At 35.5% G+C, this 18,826-nt stretch carries 13 protein-coding genes and 1 other RNA gene; 10 read left to right on the forward strand and 4 right to left on the reverse strand.

The window, feature by feature from the left end; all coding sequences use genetic code 11:
• Window positions 1-9: 9 nt before the first annotated feature.
• The 10 genes from BQ5209_RS05350 to BQ5209_RS05395 all read left to right on the forward strand — a co-directional run bounded on the left by BQ5209_RS05350 (window position 10) and on the right by BQ5209_RS05395 (window position 10,590).
• Window positions 10-1,572: a glucan biosynthesis protein G gene (locus BQ5209_RS05350; protein WP_208609957.1), complete on the forward strand. Its 1,563-nt coding sequence runs from the start codon at window positions 10-12 to the stop codon at window positions 1,570-1,572.
• A gap of 24 nt (window positions 1,573-1,596) precedes the next feature.
• On the forward strand, window positions 1,597-3,957 hold the full coding sequence (gene mdoH, locus BQ5209_RS05355) for a glucans biosynthesis glucosyltransferase MdoH (protein ID WP_085247517.1): 2,361 nt from the start codon (window positions 1,597-1,599) through the stop codon (window positions 3,955-3,957).
• Between the two features lie 64 nt (window positions 3,958-4,021).
• The gene (gene epmA, locus BQ5209_RS05360; RefSeq protein WP_244168446.1) at window positions 4,022-4,996 is read left to right on the forward strand and encodes an elongation factor P--(R)-beta-lysine ligase; all 975 of its coding nucleotides are present in this window, start codon (window positions 4,022-4,024) and stop codon (window positions 4,994-4,996) included.
• 2 nt (window positions 4,997-4,998) lie between these two features.
• Window positions 4,999-6,360, forward strand: a complete 1,362-nt coding sequence (gene rmuC, locus BQ5209_RS05365; RefSeq protein ID WP_085247519.1) for a DNA recombination protein RmuC — start codon at window positions 4,999-5,001, stop codon at window positions 6,358-6,360.
• Window positions 6,361-6,484: 124 nt separating this feature from the next.
• Entirely contained in the window at window positions 6,485-6,730 is a 246-nt protein-coding gene (gene xseB / locus BQ5209_RS05370; RefSeq protein WP_085247520.1) for an exodeoxyribonuclease VII small subunit, read from the forward strand.
• A complete protein-coding gene (ispA, locus tag BQ5209_RS05375) occupies window positions 6,714-7,592 on the forward strand; it encodes a (2E,6E)-farnesyl diphosphate synthase (protein WP_085247521.1) in 879 nt (292 codons plus the stop codon). Before xseB ends, ispA begins: the two co-directional genes overlap by 17 nt.
• 27 nt (window positions 7,593-7,619) lie before the next feature.
• Window positions 7,620-9,476, forward strand: a complete 1,857-nt coding sequence (gene dxs / locus BQ5209_RS05380) for a 1-deoxy-D-xylulose-5-phosphate synthase (protein ID WP_085247522.1) — start codon at window positions 7,620-7,622, stop codon at window positions 9,474-9,476.
• 7 nt (window positions 9,477-9,483) lie between these two features.
• Complete coding sequence (zapA, locus tag BQ5209_RS05385; protein ID WP_085247523.1) at window positions 9,484-9,768, forward strand: cell division protein ZapA; 285 nt, start codon at window positions 9,484-9,486, stop codon at window positions 9,766-9,768.
• Between the two features lie 65 nt (window positions 9,769-9,833).
• A non-coding RNA gene (ssrS, locus tag BQ5209_RS05390) (6S RNA) lies at window positions 9,834-10,015 on the forward strand.
• Between the two features lie 29 nt (window positions 10,016-10,044).
• Window positions 10,045-10,590 (forward strand): 5-formyltetrahydrofolate cyclo-ligase, encoded by a 546-nt coding sequence (locus BQ5209_RS05395; protein WP_085247524.1) that lies wholly within the window; start codon window positions 10,045-10,047, stop codon window positions 10,588-10,590.
• Between the two features lie 408 nt (window positions 10,591-10,998).
• Here BQ5209_RS05395 and BQ5209_RS05400 read toward each other — a convergent pair whose 3' ends face one another.
• The 4 genes from BQ5209_RS05400 to BQ5209_RS10705 form a co-directional block, all read right to left on the reverse strand.
• The gene (locus BQ5209_RS05400) at window positions 10,999-13,797 is read right to left on the reverse strand and encodes a M16 family metallopeptidase (RefSeq protein ID WP_085247525.1); all 2,799 of its coding nucleotides are present in this window, start codon (window positions 13,795-13,797) and stop codon (window positions 10,999-11,001) included.
• 5 nt (window positions 13,798-13,802) lie between these two features.
• On the reverse strand, window positions 13,803-15,533 hold the full coding sequence (locus BQ5209_RS05405; RefSeq protein WP_085247526.1) for an ABC transporter ATP-binding protein/permease: 1,731 nt from the start codon (window positions 15,531-15,533) through the stop codon (window positions 13,803-13,805).
• 57 nt (window positions 15,534-15,590) lie between these two features.
• Window positions 15,591-18,119, reverse strand: a complete 2,529-nt coding sequence (locus tag BQ5209_RS05410) for a TonB-dependent receptor plug domain-containing protein (protein ID WP_167370316.1) — start codon at window positions 18,117-18,119, stop codon at window positions 15,591-15,593.
• 486 nt (window positions 18,120-18,605) lie between these two features.
• A complete protein-coding gene (locus BQ5209_RS10705; protein ID WP_167370317.1) occupies window positions 18,606-18,752 on the reverse strand; it encodes a hypothetical protein in 147 nt (48 codons plus the stop codon).
• Between the last annotated feature and the right edge of the window lie 74 nt (window positions 18,753-18,826).

Here is an 18,826-nt window from a genome sequence, read left to right on the forward strand (position 1 = left end):
GAGTCTTTTATGTACAATTTATTACCAATTCGTCAGTTTAACAAAATGTTAACTTGTAAGTTGCTTTGCTTAGCTTCAGCTACTTGTCTTAGTTTTTCTGCATGTGCTTTTTCGCTTGAAAATGTAATTGCAAAAGCCGAAAAATTATCCAAACAGGCTTATGTTCAGCCATCTAAAAATATTCCCGATAAATTAGCGTCTTTACAATTTGCTGATTATCAAAAAATTCTATTTAATCATCAAAAAGCCTATTGGGGTGATCGAAAAAGCCGTTTTAAACTTGAGTTTTATCATGAAGGTATGTACTTTGATGTCCCTATAAAAATCAATGAAATTGTTGATAATCAAGTTAATCCAATTAAATACGATCCTAGCTATTTTGATTTAAGCCAAATCAAACTTGATAAACTAGACAATAAAAATCTTGGTTTTGCTGGCTTTAAAGTCCATTATCCAATTAACACGCCAACAAAAACTGATGATGAAATATTCTCAGCTCTTGGTGGCAGTTATTTTCGTGCTGTAGGTAAAGATCAGCGATATGGCCTGTCAGCTAGAGGGCTGGCTATTGACACAGGGGAAATGTCCGGAGAAGAGTTCCCTCGTTTTAAAGAATTTTGGATTGAAAGACCAGAGCCAAACCAAAAACACTTAATTATCTATGCATTACTCGACTCGTCAAGTGTCACTGGCGCTTATAAAATTACGCTCGTACCAAGTGTTGATACCACTATCACCGTGCAAGCGAAAATATTCTTCCGTAATTCAGTAAAAAAATTAGGCATTGCACCATTAACCAGTATGTTTTTATTTGGACCAAACCAACCATCTCCTTTATTAAATTACCGTCCAGCAATGCATGATTCAAATGGGCTTTCTATATTAGCTAATAATAATGAATGGATCTGGCGTCCATTAAATAATCCAAAGCGTTTATCGTTTTCATCGTATAGTTTAGAAAACCCAAAAGCATTCGGTTTAATTCAGCGTGATAAAGGTTTTGATGATTATCAAGATCTTGATGATCACTATGAAAAGCGACCAAGTGTTTGGACTGAAATTTTAGGTGATTGGCACAAAGGACGCGTTGAATTAGTTGAAATCCCAACAGCAGACGAAACTAACGACAATATTGTCACTTTTTGGGTACCAGAAAAAAAATATAAAGCTGGCGATGTGCTCGATATTAAATATCGATTACATTATTCACTACATGAACTACAGCGTTATCCAGATAATATAGCAAAAGCAGTCAGCACTCGGTTATCACTAGGTGATATAAAACAAGCTAATTTAATTCGTAAACTTGATGGATCTAATGCATACGTCATCGACTTTGCAGGTCCTAATTTATCAGAAACAGCACCCGTTAAAGTCCTTTCAAGTATTTACAACGGTTCTATCGTAAGTTGTGATTTACAATACAACCCAGATATAAAAGGGTGGCGAGTGACGGTGCGATTCAACGTTGAAGACAACAAAAAAGCAACAGATATTCGTATACAACTCGCTTCGCAAGCAACTAATGAAGTGATTTCTGAAACTTGGAGTGGGCAATACCCCGCGCAATAATAATTATAATAATCAGATATAAATATGAAAAAAGATTACTTTATAAATCTTTCTGACGCCGAAATGTGGCGTCAGAAGTGTGAAAACAGTGCTACCCCACCTGATGACGTTGAGTTTTTAAAATACCGTTTAAATCAAGTTGGTGATACCCATTCTTTCATTGATGACCGAAAACAACAACCAAGTTATCCCAAAGTTGATCGGGTTTCAATTCAACCACAAATATGGAACCAACGCTATACGACCAAAGCGAAACTAGGCATTAATGTCATAGCTATAATCCGTCGCTTTATTATGTTTGTACTCATTACTGTACAAACCTATTACGGAACCACTTACCTATCGTCTTTACTGCCTTATCAAAGTTGGCAAAAAATCAATTTTATGGCAAATTGGGATATCAATCATGAATTAGCTATTTACAGCATAATCCCTTATATTATCCAAGGTGCGATTATTACGTTATTTGCTATTTTGTTTTTCTGGATTTCGATTGGTTTTTGGACCAGCATTATGGGGTTAATATTGGCTGTAATGGGGAAAGATCGTTACACTATCCCTATTCCTAATGACCCTGCATCGCATATTGATACTAAACATCGAACTGCACTTGTTATGCCAATTTGTAATGAAGATGTTGCTCGGGTATTTGCTGGATTACAGGCAACTTATCAGTCCCTCATTGAAACAGGTCACGCCGCTTGCTGTGATTTTTTTATCTTAAGTGATACTAACGATCCCGATCTATATGTCAACGAACTTAAAGCTTGGGCCGAATTTAATGCGACAAAACCAAACAACGGTTGTAATATTTTTTATCGTCACCGCAAACGTCGAGTGAAACGTAAAAGCGGTAATATTGATGATTTTTGCCGCCGTTGGGGCCATCAATACGAATACATGATGATCCTTGATGCCGACAGTATTATGACCGGTGATTGTATCTTAAAAATGATTGCCATGATGGAAATGACTCCTAAAGCAGGCATTTTACAATCCCCGCCAAAATCCGTCAGAATGACTACGCTTTACGGACGTATACAACAATTTGCTAACCAAATTTACAGCGATATCTTCTGTTCTGGCACACATTTTTGGCAACTAAGCGAAGCACAATATTGGGGACACAATGCCATGATTCGCTTAAAACCTTTTATAGAACATTGCATATTATCGCCACTTCAAAAACGTAAAGGACCAATTCATATCTTATCGCATGATCTGGTTGAAGCAACACTTATGCGTCGTGCCGGCTATGGTGTTTGGATTGCTTATAATATGAACGGCAGTTATGAAGAGCTACCCGGTAACATGATTGAAGATCTAAAACGTGACAATCGCTGGTGTATGGGAAACTTAATTAATTTAAGATTAATCTTCAAAAGTGGTATCAAATTGACCCATCGCATCATGTTTGCAACTAGTGGTATGGCTTATATCTCTTCATTATTGTGGCTGGTGTTTTTAATATTCTCAACACTATTATTATTGGTGTTTAATATTTCAGAACCTCAATACTTCTTCCAACCTAACCAATTTTATCCAACTTGGCCAAGGTGGGATGAGCAATTGGCCATACAGCTACTCTCAACCACGATGGTTTTACTATTTGCACCTAAGTTTTTCAGCTATGGCATTATTATAGCCAGAACAGGGGCAAAAGATGTTGGTGGTATATTTAAATTAACCCTATCAATCTTTATTGAAATGATTTGGTCAATGATCTTAGCGCCAATACGCATGATCTTCCATAGTAAATTTGTACTTAGAGCATGGATGGGCAGCAAAATTCAATGGAAATCACCGTCCCGAAGTGACGATGCGTTAACATGGGGTGAATCATTTTATTTTTGTTGGCCACTGTCGCTATTAGGCATTGTATGGCTAGGGATAATAATCTGGCTGAATCCACAATTTACTTATTGGTATATAGCAATATTAATACCTTTAACCATTTCGCCTTTAGTAATCAGGGTATCGGGACTTTCTAGCATTGGTATGAAAGCAAAAAAAGTAGGGTTATTTTTAACACCAGAAGAAACCCACCCTGCAAAAGCAATCACACTTACAGGTGAATATTTAGTTAAAACTGAAGCGGCATTTATTGAAAATGGCTTTGTTATGGCGTTGGTCGATCCTATCTATAATGCGCTAGCTTGCGCTTTATCGACGTCACGACATCGATTTAATAATAAAAACCAACAAAAACGCAAGGAACTTATTGCGCAGTATCAACACATAGATTTAGAAAAAATGAGTAAAGAAAAACAGTTAGCAATTTTAGAAGATCCTATTATTCTTTCCGCATTACATCGTCATATTTGGCAGCAACAAGAAAAATACGACAATTTGTTCTCATTATGGCAAAATGAACGCCAACAATAAGAAATAGGGCTTTTGCCCTACTTCACTTCTTTTAGTAACTAATCAAAAAACCATGGATATTTTTATGACTTGGCAACCTTCTGCATCTATCAATAATTTACTTAAGCGCGCAAAAATTGTTTCTCAAGTACGCCAATTTTTTGCTGATCGCTGTATTTTAGAGGTTGAAACACCGACCTTAAGCCAATATGCAGTAACAGACGTGCATTTAAGCTCTTTTCACACTAAATTCTTAAAACCAGGGGAGCTTGAAGGGCAACAAGGGCGACACATGTCATTAATTACGAGCCCTGAATATCACATGAAGCGTTTACTAGCCGCTGGTAGTGGTCCAATTTATCAAATGTGCAAATGTTTTCGTAACCATGAAGAAGTTAGTCGTTATCATAACCCTGAATTTACCATGCTCGAATGGTATCGCATCCAATTTGATATGATGCAAATGATCAATGAAGTCGATGACTTACTGCAAACTGTTTTAGATTGTGAACCGGCTGAACGTATTTCTTATCAAAAGGTATTTCAACGTCATCTTAATATTGACCCTTTAGAAGCTGATCACGCAACCTTAGTTAATGCCGCAAACCAACTTGATATTGGACTTAATACTGACAATTATGATAAAGATGGATTACTCCAATGTTTGTTCACTTTTGGTGTTGAACCGCATATTGGGCAAGATAAACCTATTGCAGTATTCAACTTTCCAGCATCACAAGCCGCATTAGCTGCCATTAGTTCAGAGGATCACCGAGTAGCGAGCCGTTTTGAGTTCTATTACAAAGGTGTTGAACTTGCTAATGGTTTTAAAGAACTCACCAATGCTCAAGAACAACGAATGCGTTTTGAACAAAATAATTTAGATCGCGCAAATCAAAACCTACCAGCACAAAATATTGACATTGAGTTACTCGCTGCCATGGAAGCTGGCCTACCTGACTGTGCGGGTGTTGCGGTAGGATTAGATCGTTTAATTATGCTTGCACTAGAGTGCAAAAATTTAGATGAAGTGATGTCATTTACTTTTGAAAGGGCTTAATTATGTTCAATAATTTAGGATTATCCGAATGGATTGCGATTATTATTGGTATTGCCGCCCTAATTTTATTGGTGTTAACAGTAAAATCGCAACTAACAATTAATAATTTACATCAACTATTTGATCTGCAACTAATCCAAAAAAAGGAAGAAAACCAATCTTTAACAATTCAAGTAAGACAGCTGGAGCATCAATTAGATCAGTATCGACAACAAAATCTAGCGCAAAATGTCAAAATTAGTGAACTCAAAACGCGTTTAGAAGAAACGTTAAGTGCTACCCAAGAACGGCAAACGATATTAGAACAAAGTGAACAACGGCTCACGACCCAATTTGAAAACCTTGCCAATCGTATTTTTGAACAAAGTGGCAAAAAAATTGAGCAACAAAATAAACAAAGCCTTGATTTTTTACTTTCGCCACTCAAAGAACAGCTAGAAGGTTTCAAAAAACAAGTACAAGATAGTTTTGGTCAAGAGGCCAAAGAACGCCACACACTCACGCACGAAATTCGTAACTTGCAACAGCTAAATGAGCAAATGAGCAAAGAAGCAACCAACTTAACCAATGCGCTAAAGGGCAATAACAAAACCCAAGGGAACTGGGGCGAATTTATCCTAAGCCAAATTCTAGATAATTCAGGATTACGTTCAGGTTATGAATATGAAACTCAAGTCAATTTAACGAACGAAAGTAATCAGCGATTACAACCCGATGTTATTGTTCACTTACCGCAAGGCGGGGACGTGGTTATTGATTCAAAAGTAACATTAGTTGCCTATGAGCGTCATTTTAATAGTGATGACGAAACAATTAAAGCGAAAGCGATGACCGAACATTTAGCAGCTGTTCGTAACCACTTAAAGCAACTGAGCCAAAAAGATTATCATAAACTCATTGGTATTAATTCATTAGATTATATTTTAATGTTTATTCCTGTCGAACCTGCATTTTTAAGCGCAATTGATAATGACCCCGCATTAATCAATGATGCCTTGAAAAGTAATATTATGATAGTCAGCCCAACCACATTGTTAGTGGCATTACGAACTATTCATAATTTATGGCGATTTGAATATCAAAATCGTAATGCCGAGTTGATTGCGGATAGAGCAAGTAAACTGTACGACAAAATGCGCGGCTTTATTGAAGATATGGAAAACCTAGGCAGTTGTTTAGACAAAGCACAACAGACTTATCAAAATTCCATGAACAAATTATCAAAAGGTCGTGGTAACGTAATTGGGCAAATTGAACGATTCCGTGAAATGGGTATTGAAGTTAAAAAACCGATTAATCCAAATATTACCTTATTAGCAATGGAAGAGTCTAATTACGAAGATGAGAGCAAATCAACAAATTAGCTAATCGTTAAATCAAAGGTTAACAAGCATTAATATCGCTTGCGCAGTGATAAATAAGCAAACGCCGTGATTCACGATTATTTGAAATAAGTGTATACTCATCAAACGTAAAGAGGAATTGAAAATGGCAAAAAAACAAGACAAAGAAGTAAGTTTCGAACAGACACTTAAACAGCTCGAAACCATTGTATCTCAACTAGAAAACGGCGATTTACCATTAGATGAAGCGCTAACTGAGTTCGAAAAAGGAATTAAATTAGCAAAAGCAGGACAAAAACAGTTACAGCAAGCCGAGCAACGCATTCAGATTTTATTATCTGAAAATAGTGATGCCGAACTGTCAGAGTTCTCAAATGATAATAATGAATAGTTTAAAACCATTACAAGAACGAATTGACTCGTTTTTAACTACCTGTATTTCACAAATTGAGCCATCCACACTTCAACAAGCAATGCGTTACAGCTTGCTGGCTGGTGGCAAACGGATTCGACCTATTTTAGTCTATTTAACAGGCCAAATGTTCAATTGCCCGCTTTCTAAATTAGACGAAGCGGCTGCCGCCATTGAATTAATTCATACCTATTCATTGATTCATGACGACCTCCCCGCCATGGATAATGACGATTTACGCCGGGGCAAACCAACCTGCCATATCCAATTTGGTGAAGCACAAGCAATATTGGCTGGTGATGCCTTGCAAAGCTTAGCTTTTTCATTATTAGCAGGCAGTGAGTTAATCGATGCAGATGCTAAAATCAAAATGATAGCTGAGCTTGCCCATGCCAGTGGTGTTACCGGTATGTGCCTTGGTCAATCACTCGATTTACAAGCCACACATCAGTCAATTAACCTTGAACATTTGCAAAAAATCCATTGTTATAAAACTGGCGCTTTAATCAAAGCAGCTATTCGTTTGGGTGCTTTTGCTTGTGATGATATAGCAAAACCATACCTTATAACACTCGATCACTATGCCGAAGCAATTGGACTGGCATTTCAAATTCAAGATGATATTTTAGACATCATTGGTGAGCAATCTATTATGGGTAAACCGCAAGGTTCAGATCTGGCTCATGAAAAAAGCACATACCCTGCATTAATTGGACTTGATAACGCAATAAAACTCACTGAGCAACTTTATCAGCAAGCTATCGATAGTCTAAAGCCAATACCTTATAATAGCCAGCCATTGCAGGATCTTGCTGGTTTTATTATTAATCGTAATAGTTAACAACTAACTAAAATATAGCATTACATAATGAATTTAGATAATTACCCATTGTTAAAACAGATAGATTCGCCCGAGGATCTAAGAGGTTTTCCTCAGTCACAGTTATCGGCGATTTGCCACGAGCTTAGGCAATATTTACTAGCATGTGTTAGCCAATCAAGTGGTCATTTAGCATCGGGGCTAGGCGTGGTTGAATTAACCACAGCACTGCATTATGTCTATCATACACCTTTTGATAAAATTATTTGGGATGTTGGTCATCAAGCCTATCCTCATAAAATTTTGACTGGTCGTCGCGATCAAATGCTCACTATTCGCCAAAAAGGAGGGCTTCATCCATTTCCTCATCGTAATGAGAGCGAATATGATGTACTAACCACAGGGCATTCTTCGACTTCAATTAGTGCTGCGCTTGGAATTGCAATTAGTGAACAAAAAAAACAATCAGGTAAAAAAGTTGCCGCTATCATTGGCGATGGTGCATTAACGGCTGGTATGGCATTTGAAGCGATGAATCACGCTGGCCACGTTAAGCCCGATATGCTAGTAATTGTCAACGACAATGATATGTCGATTTCAGCAAATACTGGTGCACTTAACCAACATCTTACTCAAATCTTATCAAGTAGAGCCTATACCTCTTTTCGGGAAAGTGGCAAACGTGTATTAGCAAATATTCCGCCATTAAAAGAACTGGTCAAAAAAACGGAAGAACACTTAAAAGGATTAGTCACACCAGCCATCTTGTTTGAAGAGCTTGGTTTTAATTATATAGGTCCTGTTGACGGGCATGATGTTAATGGTCTAGTGACAACTTTACAAAAAGTTCGCCAGCTAAAAGGACCACAGCTACTCCATGTGATTACGCAAAAAGGCAAAGGTTATGCGCCAGCTGAAAAAGATCCGACTTTATGGCATGGGGTACCAAAATTTAACCCTAATGATGGCATATTACCTATCGCCCAAAAAGTAACCCCAACATATTCGCAAGTTTTTGGCGATTGGCTATGCGAAATGGCGCAAAATGATCAGCGTTTAATGGCAATAACACCCGCAATGAGTGAAGGTTCGGGCATGACAAAATTTGCCAATTGTTATCCCGACCAATTTTTTGATGTTGCAATAGCCGAACAACATGCTGTTACCCTAGCCGCTGGATTTGCAATTAGTGACTTAAAGCCAGTTGTAGCTATTTACTCAACTTTTTTGCAACGCGCATACGATCAAGTTATTCATGATGTTGCCATTCAAAACCTACCTGTATTATTTGCCATCGATCGCGCTGGCATCGTTGGCGCCGACGGTGAAACTCATCAAGGTGCATTTGACTTAAGTTATCTACGCTGCGTACCTAATATGGTCATTATGACACCGAGTGATGAAAACGAATGTCGGCAAATGTTGTACACAGGCTATTTACATAATGGGCCTGCGGCAGTGCGTTATCCTCGAGGGGAAGGCACTGGTACACAATTAACACCATTAACCGTAATTCCTTTAGGGCAATCTAAATTATGCCGACAAGGTAAGAATATTGCTTTACTTAATTTTGGCACTTTGCTTACCGAAGTTTTACAAGCAGCTGAGCAAATCAATGCTACAGTCATTGATATGCGTTTTGTTAAACCATTAGATGAAAAAGTCCTTTTGCACATTAGCCAAACTCATAATATACTTGTCACTATTGAAGAAAATAGTATTAAAGGCGGTGCCGGTAGCGGTGTCGGTGAATATTTATTATCGAAAAAAATAAAATGTGATATTTTAAATATTGGACTCCCTGATAAGTTTATTTCTCAAGGAGCGCAAAGCGAAATTAGACAAGAGATGGGATTAGACCAAAAGCACATTATCGATAAAATTAATAATTTTATGAATCAATAGGTTAAATATGGAAACTCAAGCTGTCACTATTCAAATTTTTGGACGAACATTAAAATTTAATTGTCCGGTTGATGAAGTCGACGCACTTAATTGTGCAGCAAAGGATCTCGATGCGCGCTTAACAAATTTACGAGAAAAGTCTCCACAGATTGGCAGTGATCAGCTTATTATGACTGCTGCACTGAACATTTCTTATGAACTTACAAAAGAAAAAGAAAAAAGCAATGAATTTGGTGATCGACTAAAAATGTTACAACAATTACTTGATTCTGCATTAAATAATAACAGTTAATCATCTTAATTGTAAATTTAATACAAATGGTATTGTATGATCTGACAAATTTTGTATTATAGTATCTGACTCTGAGATGCTCGCGATATGGGTTAGTCCCCTGAGCCGATATTCTAAACTTAAGAACGGAGTGACTTTTAATTGGTGTGTATGCCTTACTTGTAAGGAAACCTAAAAATTAAAACACAATGTTCACCTTGAACTCTGGGTTCAAGGGTTACGACCCTAACGACATCTTGGAGCATTCTTTCGAATTTTCAGAAGTAGTGAAAACTGATGAATATTAGGCAAATTATCCGTCAAAAAAGACGACAATTATCCCCCACTGAACGCAATATTGCCCAGCAAGCTATATACCAAAAAATTTTTCATCATCAAGCAATTAATACAGCAAAAAATATCGCCATATTTTTATCATTCGATGGCGAAGTAGATACAAAACCCATTATCGAATATTTATGGCAACAAAATAAATCTGTCTATTTACCCATTATCGACCCTGTTTCCTCCAAACATTTACTCTTCTTAAAATATACCCGCCAAACGCAACTCATTAAAAATAAATTTGGTATATTAGAACCAGAATTAAATGGATTAAATGTGCTTCCTTCCCGCCAACTGGATATTGTTTTCACCCCGCTGGTTGCTTTTGATCAACGAGGTTATCGTATGGGCATGGGTGGCGGATTTTATGATCGATTACTAGCAGATTATCAAACTCAACAAATTTTACCTATTGGGCTTGCATTTGCTTGCCAAAAAGTACAACAGCTAGATAACAAACCATGGGATGTTCAATTACCAGAAATCATCTATGCTTAAATTGTTTTATTTTTTATTGAAACTATAAATTACAATTATTCTTATTATAAAGAATAAATTGTAACAGTTTTACCTTCATATCTAGAAATTCTGCCTAGATATAAAAATTAGTTTATTAGGAAAACGAAGATTCAAAATAAGAAGACTTGCCATAATTAGACACCTAAAATAAATAGAATAACCGTTGTTTAAGCAAATTTAATGGCTCATGGTTTAAACTGGAAACCATATTTTTGTTTATATAAGGCATCTTTTTGTCACTAAAAAGTTTGATTAAACAATAAGCCGATCATAATTATGAGAGTAGGACATAGAGATTACCCGTATAAAAACATCTAAAATATAGGATTAAAAGTAATACCCCATATGCTGGCTTATTACTTTAACTCCATAACAAAATTAATAATTTTATTGATTCAAGCTGTTATTTTCTTTTGGCAATAAAGTGAAAATTTTTGGATTTTTACCTAATAATTGCTTCGCTAAATGATTGATATCCTCCAATGCGATAGCTTCAATGATATTTGGTTGTGTCTTTAACTCATCAAAACGATCTCCATCAGCAGCTATTTGTGCCATAGCTGTTAACCAATAAGTAGAACTTGTCACCTTTTCTTGATGATCGAGTAACCATGATTTTTTCGCCTGCTCTAGTTCATCTAAGGTAATACCATCATGTGCTACTGATTTAATCACTTTATCAGCCAGTAAAGTTAAAGCGTTAACCTTATCTGGTGCCGTGGTGAAATTTAACCTAGCCAAATAATAAGGAGTCGGATATTTAATCAATTGTTGAGAAAAAATAATCGTATAAACACCAGAAGCTTGTTCCCTTACATAATGACGTAGCCTTAAATTAACAATATAATCAAGTAATTCAAGTTTCAGTTGATCACTAAGCTGCCATGATTTTTGCTCAGAATAAAGTATACTGACCATCGATTTATCACTGCTAGCCATTGGATAGGCTTTTTGCATTGAATGATGAATTGGTGTGATACCATTATCTATCCATGTAGTTTTCCTATCAACAACAGGTAAACCTGCAAACCAACATTCCACTAAGGGCTTAATGTCATCAATATTAAAACGTCCAGAAATAATAATATTAGCTGATAGCGGTAAGCTAAACGTTTGTGAATAGAATTGTTTAAGTTGATCAGCAGTAAAATTGATCCAAGGTCCTTTTGGCGAAACGAGTAAACGCTCGCCATGGTTAAAAGCATTTTTATTGATTAAATCTAAAAATTGTCTTTCAACAGGTTGTTTTGCGTAAGCCAAGCCCAATTGTTGTTTGGTCTTAGCTAATATTTCTGAGTCAAAATTAGCCGCTGTTAATTTCAAATAGAATAATTTAAATAATGATGCTAATTGATCATTGGGGGCTTTTCCACGTAAACCATGATAAAGTAATTCTGCATAAGGGTAAACGCTAACTTGATGTTGCCGTTCAAATTGGTTTAATTTTGCTGCACTATAAGATCCATATCCACTGGCTTCAGCCAATCTTTGAGACCAACGCATAATACCTAATTGTTGATAGGTATCTAGGGATAATCCTCCTGGAATTTGTAATAATATTTCAATATCACTTGATAAAGTATTATCAGGACGAGCAATAACACGAAGTCCATTGCTTAATTGCCACTCATATGCTTTTATTTCGCTGATGTTACGGGTTGTTTTAATCTTTCCTTGCTCTAACGGTACTATATCAAGGTTAACATCCACCTTTTTAAAAGAAAAGTCACCTAGCTGAGTTTGCCTAATAGATTGCCATAATTGTTTGATTTGAGATATATTAATAGCTTTTTCATCACTATCAGGTCCAATAATAGCAATCCGTAAATCAGCACTATTTAACCTTTCAGCCACCATTGTTTGCAATTGTTCTGTATTAACATTTTTTAAAATCTTTTCTGTCTGTGTTAATTGTTGCTGTTTATTTTGTATGGGCAAACTATTGGTGATGTTGTTAACTAATTGATTAGCTAAATAATCATTTTGATAATTACTTTCATTTTCTGATTGTTGTTTTAATTTTGTCAAGATTTGCGTTTTTACCTGCTGCAATTCAATTTCAGATACACGATTGGTTGACATCCGCTGTAATTCAGTAAAAAGATGCTTTATTACATCTAAATACTGTTGATCTTTTGGCTGTGCAAAAATAAGATATTGCATACGTTTATCATCAAATAAGATCCCTTGTTGATTAACTTGAGAATTAGGCAATATCTGATTTTCTACCAATAACGATAACCGTTGATTAAGTAGTGTTAACCAGACTAGATCAAAAACGTCTTCTTTTATGCCTTGTGGTGTATTTAAGGTTGTTGGCAAATTACGTTGTAATGCTAATTGTATTAGCCTTTGCCCTTGTTCACGATCAAGAATAATCTTAACTAATGGCTCACTCTGCGATGCAAAAGCCCTTAATTGAGGAATATCAACAGGTGCATTACCTCGAGGACGTTGACCAAAAAACTTAGCAATCCACTGTTTTGCGACTTTAGTATCAAAGTTTCCTACAACAACTAGGCTCATTCTTTGAGGTTGATACCAATTGGAATAAAAGGTTTTCGCCTCTTCTACAGGCGCATTTTTTATAATATCTAACGAACCAATCGGTGCTCGATCAGCATATAAGCTACCATGATAACGTAATTCATCTAAGATAGTATTAATACGATAAGCCACACCTTGTCGTAAACGCCATTCTTCGATAATAACATCGCGTTCACTTTCATAATCTTTCGATTCAAAAGAAATATGATAAGCCCAATCAGATAATACCATTAATCCCTTTTCTACCTGTTGATCTGTACTAGTTGGTAACGACAAACGGTATACAGTAGAATTAAAGCTGGTCGCAGCATTTATATGGCTACCTAAATGAATACCATGCTCTTCTAGCGACTTAAAACTTGATTTATCTGGGAAATTTTTTGTTCCTTTAAATGCCATATGTTCAACAAAATGCGCTAAACCTAGTTGCTTTTCATTTTCTTGCAAGGAACCACTGTGCACAATTAACCTTAATTCTAATCCTGCTTTTGGGCGTGGTTGTAGATAAACGGTTAAACCATTCTCTAATTGGTAAGTTTCTATTGCTGGATCAGTGTCAATTGGCGTTATTGCCCAACATAAATGAGGAAAATTTAGCAATAAAATAAATAAAGTACGATATAAATAATTTTTTAACATAGTATTTAAACCTTAGATACAAACACATTATCAACAATACTGTTCGGTTTAGCTAATTCTTGACTTGACGGATTAACATTAGTATCTAAATTGATCATGTATTTAACATAATTTTGTATCGGCTGATGAGAAACAAAGATCACTGCGCTTTCAGGCAGTTTTTCTTGTAATAACGAAATAAGTTGATAAACGCTTGGTAAATCCAATGCGGAAGTTACTTCATCTAATAATATCAGATCGGGTTTATTAAGTAATAATCGAGCAAACATTAAGCGTTGCTGTTCCCCACCCGATAGACGGTTGCTCCAATCATCTTCCGTTTCTAATTCACTATTTAATTTATCTAAACCCACCAATGACAACGTTTCAATTAGTGCATCTCGAGCAAAACTTTGCGGACACGCTGGATAAGTCAATAAATTATCTAATCTATCATAGCTAAGCCAAATTTTTTGTGGGATCCACAGATAATTATCTGTGCGTTGAATGACACCTTGATAGTTTGCCCAAAAACCACTAATGGCTTTTAATAGTGTCGATTTGCCTATACCAGAAAGCCCTTGAAGTAATAGAGTATCTCCCTTAGCTAACTCAATATTAGTTGATAATAATACCTGCTGATTATCCGCACTTCGTAATACTACTTGTGCATCGAGTAACTTATCCTTATTGGTAGATGGGATAATAGTGTTTTCAGGTAGCTCATCTAAAAGTCGAATAAAATGATAAAGCCGAGTTACCGTTGCTTGCCAAATAGCAATATCTCGGTATGCATAAATAAACCAACTTAATGCCGATGAAACCTGCATAAAGGCTTGCCTAATCTGCATTAAGCCACCTAAATTAATTAAGCCAGCAATAAATGCCGGTAAGGCAAAAAAAATGGGTGCTAAAGAAGAAACTTGCTGATAACCTACACTAAAAAATGAAAGATTTCTTTCATTATTCATCAAATTTTGCCAATTATGAATAATAGCAGTAAATTTGTTTTGTAATCTAGCTGTTTCTTGTTTTTCACCATGTTGACCAGCAATTGCTTCGCTAGATTGATGACAATAAATCAAGGCTGCACGATAATCAGCTTCACTTCTTTGTTTTTCCACATTAATCTTATGTAATGGTTTGCCTATAGCATGCGTACAAATAACGCCTAATAATGTATAAATAAGACAGACAAAAACCATATAACCTGGAATATAAATATCCATCGATAGCAAAGTAAAGGAAATAGCACCAGATAGTGTCCAAAGAATGGTAGTGAAAGAGATTAACGTCATACATGAACGCAAAAATGAAAGCAATAAATCCAATGATTGTTTGATTAGTAAATAAACATCTTCCGCAATACGTTGATCGGGATTATCTAGTTTATCTTGCCTACATTTAAGATGATAGTGGTGAGAATGTTTAGATAACCATTGCTTAGTTATCTTTTCTGTCATGTGGTGACGCCAAATTATTAACAATTTCTTTTGTAAATAATCAGCGTACACAACAACCAAAATCATAATAACAATAAGAACTATAAAATCGCCTAATAAACGATAAAGAATTTGCCCATTTAAAGTCTGTAAAGCATTATAAAAATCACCATTCCATTGATTTAATTTAACATTAAACCATACAGTAGATAAGCTTAATACGATAACAGAGAGTAATAATAACCAAGCCACCTTTGATGCTGATGAACACCAAAATGGCTTTACTAAATATAAAAATTGTTTAATTTTTTGCATATTTATGCGGTACTAAAATTTATATTATTTTGACAAAAGTATAACGTTTTATGTAAATTAGAAGTCATAACCAACTTGAATCCAAAACTGACGACCTGGTGCATAAGCATTGACAACTCTATCATTACCAACCTTATCAGCACCATAAACATAACGATCGATAACATTTTTTTTATTTAAAATATTATTAACTTCTACCGAAAAATTAGCTCCTTTAGCAAAACTTGGTGTCCAACCAAGTTTAGTATCCCACCGAAAAGTACTGGCAAAGCGTTCTTTTTCGTATTTTGCCATTTTATTACCCGTATTAGGATCTATGTAATATTGGTTACTATAGCGAACAGCTTGATGCCGTGAACTTTGCCATTGCACTAAATTATAAAGAGTTAAATCATATTCAGGGATCTTACTTGTGAGCTCAACATTGACTTTAACAGGAATATTAAAATCTGTTGCGGGTAAATCCGATGCATTAATTATTTTACCGTTATACCAAACTTTATCATGGCGAACGTTATTTGCTGGATCATAATGCGCATACCCTAATTCTTTAGGTGAATTACTTTTGCTTTGCTGCCATGAAATAGATGCTGATGCTGTATGTTCAGCATAATAAAACTCAATAGGTAGCCTATTTTTTACCGTTAGTGAAACAGTATCATGCTTACTACGCCCAGAATTATCAAAGGTTCGAACATTTGATCTACCATTATTATATTTAGGACGACTGCGAACTTCATCATAGCTTTCGCGATGCACATATTGTAATTGCCATAAACTATTATCTACGATCTGCTCAATGCCTAAGCTAATTTCGTCATTGTAAGGCGTAGAAAGTGAATCTAACCCCTCAAAATCGCTTGAACTTATCCAATCTTCATCAACTTGTCCAGGAGTACAAAAATAATAACAGTTCTTTAATCCTGCATTTTGTGCACCATATAAAGCATAAGCCATCATAGTACGACCATAATAACGGTTAAACCCCGTAGTTAAGACAGTATTACCGTTACCAAAAGCATCAAAACTAGTCACTAATCTTGGGGCCAGATTGGCATCTTTAATAAAACTATCATAATCAATTCGTATCCCTGGACGAACAGTTAAGCGACCATATTGCATTGTATCATCAGCAAATAGTGTGTAATTATCATAGCTTGCTTGATAATGACCTGCTTGGAAAACTGAAGCATGATCAGCAAAAGAGAGCCAAGGAAGAGAATCCCATGTACCAGTATAGGTATAACGATAAAAATCTTCATTGCGAATATAGCGAGCTTTGGTTTTTGTCAATTCAAACCCCATAGAGGGCTCATGCGTTACATTCAACCAATTAATAGGCATAAACTCAAGCTTTGATTTAAATCCCCAATTATTTTGTTTAGTGGTTAAATTACCAACGCCTCCCGAATGATATTGCACGGGATTTCGCCAATCAGAATAATCAACTAACGTAACAAAATAATTTTGATCATTGGTTCTTTTATCTTCTAGCATTTGATAACTAGTGGTCACATCTAATTTGGCAAAATCAAACTCATGCATTAGTTGCAACGCCATGCTTAACCCATTGTGCTTAGTATCATAGCCAGAATTAGCTACAGTTGCAGCAAAGGAATAATTATCATACTTAGAATAATTGGCCGAAAGATTGACGATTGTTTGGTCAGTAGCATACCAAGTAAATTTAGATGAAAAATTATCTGAAACGCGTGTTTGGTTTTTCATGCCGCCGTTTTTTCGAATTTCAATCAAATCATCTCCTTCTAATAATAATGAAGGGCCTTGATAAGTGACTGAAGAAATATCCGATTCTCTTCTAGATGCAGCAAACATCAAACCTAGATTGTCGGTAATCCCCGTTTCAAACCAACCACCAAAATTTTGTTTACTATATTTAGGTTGAAATCGACTCGGATGACTTGCATCATTTGCTGAACTATCAAAATTAATTGCTGGATCAACATGTGTCTTATTCCATGAAGAGTGAGTTTTACGATAAAAAATACTACCATTAGTCTCATGATTCCAATGACGACTAATCACATCCACAACACCACCTGTAAACCCACCATATTCAACAGGAATATTATTGTCATATAATTTAATTTCATTGATTAGACGACTATCAATGTAAAGACCTTGTTCATCACTATCGACACGGGTATTGGTTACCCCTAATCTAGGATCAACCGGATCGACATCATTATTAAAACTAATGCCGTCTAACTGATAATTGTTCTGATAACTAGTATTGCCATGAATTGAGATATCGGCTGGTTTAATCTCTCCTTGAGTCATACCATTATAACTACTATTAGACATTTGTACTGCTGGTGACGTCTTTAATAGATCGGTGATGTTACCATCACCTGTATTCATTTGCGTTATTTGAGCAGAATCAACCGATTGTGGCTTCGATATTTTAGGAATAGGTGATGTCACAACAATAACATCATCTTTATTTTTGACTTCATCATCACTATTTTCGACGATAGTTTGACTGATTTGATTTTGCTTGGCGAAAACTGCAGGATTATAACTAACTAACAACAAAGGTAAAGCCGATATTACTACTTTTTTCATGTAAAAAATCCATCCACAAATATAATAACGATGCATTCATCGTTAAATTTTCACTTTATAATAATAATGATAATCATTCTTAATAATATTTCATCATAAAATTATATTTGTCAATCGGAAAGAATAAATTTGCTATCAAATGGAGATAAATAGAACAATAACAATTAATTAATAACATTATAATTTTTATATTATTTTAATTAATTGAACGTTTTCAAAGCTTATTTAGTTTTAGTTTTGTTATTTAAATGGAGCATTTCTATATACACATAGGGGCCTTACCATCGTTACAAAATAGGAGCTAATCAGTAGTTTGTGCCCCCTTGTATTAATGTTTAGATGTAACCAAAAATCATTTCTGTTAAACTCTCTATGTTTTTATACTGAAACGGTATAGACTCCTGAATATTTTTAACAAGAGTTGATCTATTTAGAACCAATAACCAATAAAATAGGTGATAATCCCCATATAAATGAAAAATTCACTCAACCTGCTAGCCCAGCAACGAATAAGAAAACAGAAAAATTAATATGCACTTTTCTTAAGCGACGATCATGCAGGGGCACTAAACGTGGACCTTTATCTAGATCGCCTATCCAACCAAAAATTTGGGGTTGATATTGTGATGGCATTGTTCTGCTCCTTAATTTAAATTTTACTGTTTTGAGTCACGATTAATGGCACGTCTTCACGGTTATTGTATTGA

Source organism: Gilliamella mensalis (genome assembly GCF_900103085.1).
Taxonomy (GTDB): Bacteria; Pseudomonadota; Gammaproteobacteria; order Enterobacterales; family Orbaceae; genus Gilliamella; species Gilliamella mensalis.

What these genes read in the sequence shown, in the direction of transcription:
- BQ5209_RS05350 (WP_208609957.1), top strand. Translation starts at nt 10, where the DNA reads ATGTACAATTTATTACCAATTCGTCAGTTTAACAAAATGTTAACTTGT.
- BQ5209_RS05410 (WP_167370316.1), bottom strand. Translation starts at nt 18,119, where the DNA reads ATGAAAAAAGTAGTAATATCGGCTTTACCTTTGTTGTTAGTTAGTTAT.
- zapA (WP_085247523.1), top strand. Translation starts at nt 9,484, where the DNA reads ATGGAAACTCAAGCTGTCACTATTCAAATTTTTGGACGAACATTAAAA.
- epmA (WP_244168446.1), top strand. Translation starts at nt 4,022, where the DNA reads ATGACTTGGCAACCTTCTGCATCTATCAATAATTTACTTAAGCGCGCA.
- dxs (WP_085247522.1), top strand. Translation starts at nt 7,620, where the DNA reads ATGAATTTAGATAATTACCCATTGTTAAAACAGATAGATTCGCCCGAG.
- mdoH (WP_085247517.1), top strand. Translation starts at nt 1,597, where the DNA reads ATGAAAAAAGATTACTTTATAAATCTTTCTGACGCCGAAATGTGGCGT.
- BQ5209_RS05400 (WP_085247525.1), bottom strand. Translation starts at nt 13,797, where the DNA reads ATGTTAAAAAATTATTTATATCGTACTTTATTTATTTTATTGCTAAAT.
- rmuC (WP_085247519.1), top strand. Translation starts at nt 4,999, where the DNA reads ATGTTCAATAATTTAGGATTATCCGAATGGATTGCGATTATTATTGGT.
- BQ5209_RS10705 (WP_167370317.1), bottom strand. Translation starts at nt 18,752, where the DNA reads ATGCCATCACAATATCAACCCCAAATTTTTGGTTGGATAGGCGATCTA.
- ispA (WP_085247521.1), top strand. Translation starts at nt 6,714, where the DNA reads ATGATAATAATGAATAGTTTAAAACCATTACAAGAACGAATTGACTCG.
- BQ5209_RS05405 (WP_085247526.1), bottom strand. Translation starts at nt 15,533, where the DNA reads ATGCAAAAAATTAAACAATTTTTATATTTAGTAAAGCCATTTTGGTGT.
- BQ5209_RS05395 (WP_085247524.1), top strand. Translation starts at nt 10,045, where the DNA reads ATGAATATTAGGCAAATTATCCGTCAAAAAAGACGACAATTATCCCCC.
- xseB (WP_085247520.1), top strand. Translation starts at nt 6,485, where the DNA reads ATGGCAAAAAAACAAGACAAAGAAGTAAGTTTCGAACAGACACTTAAA.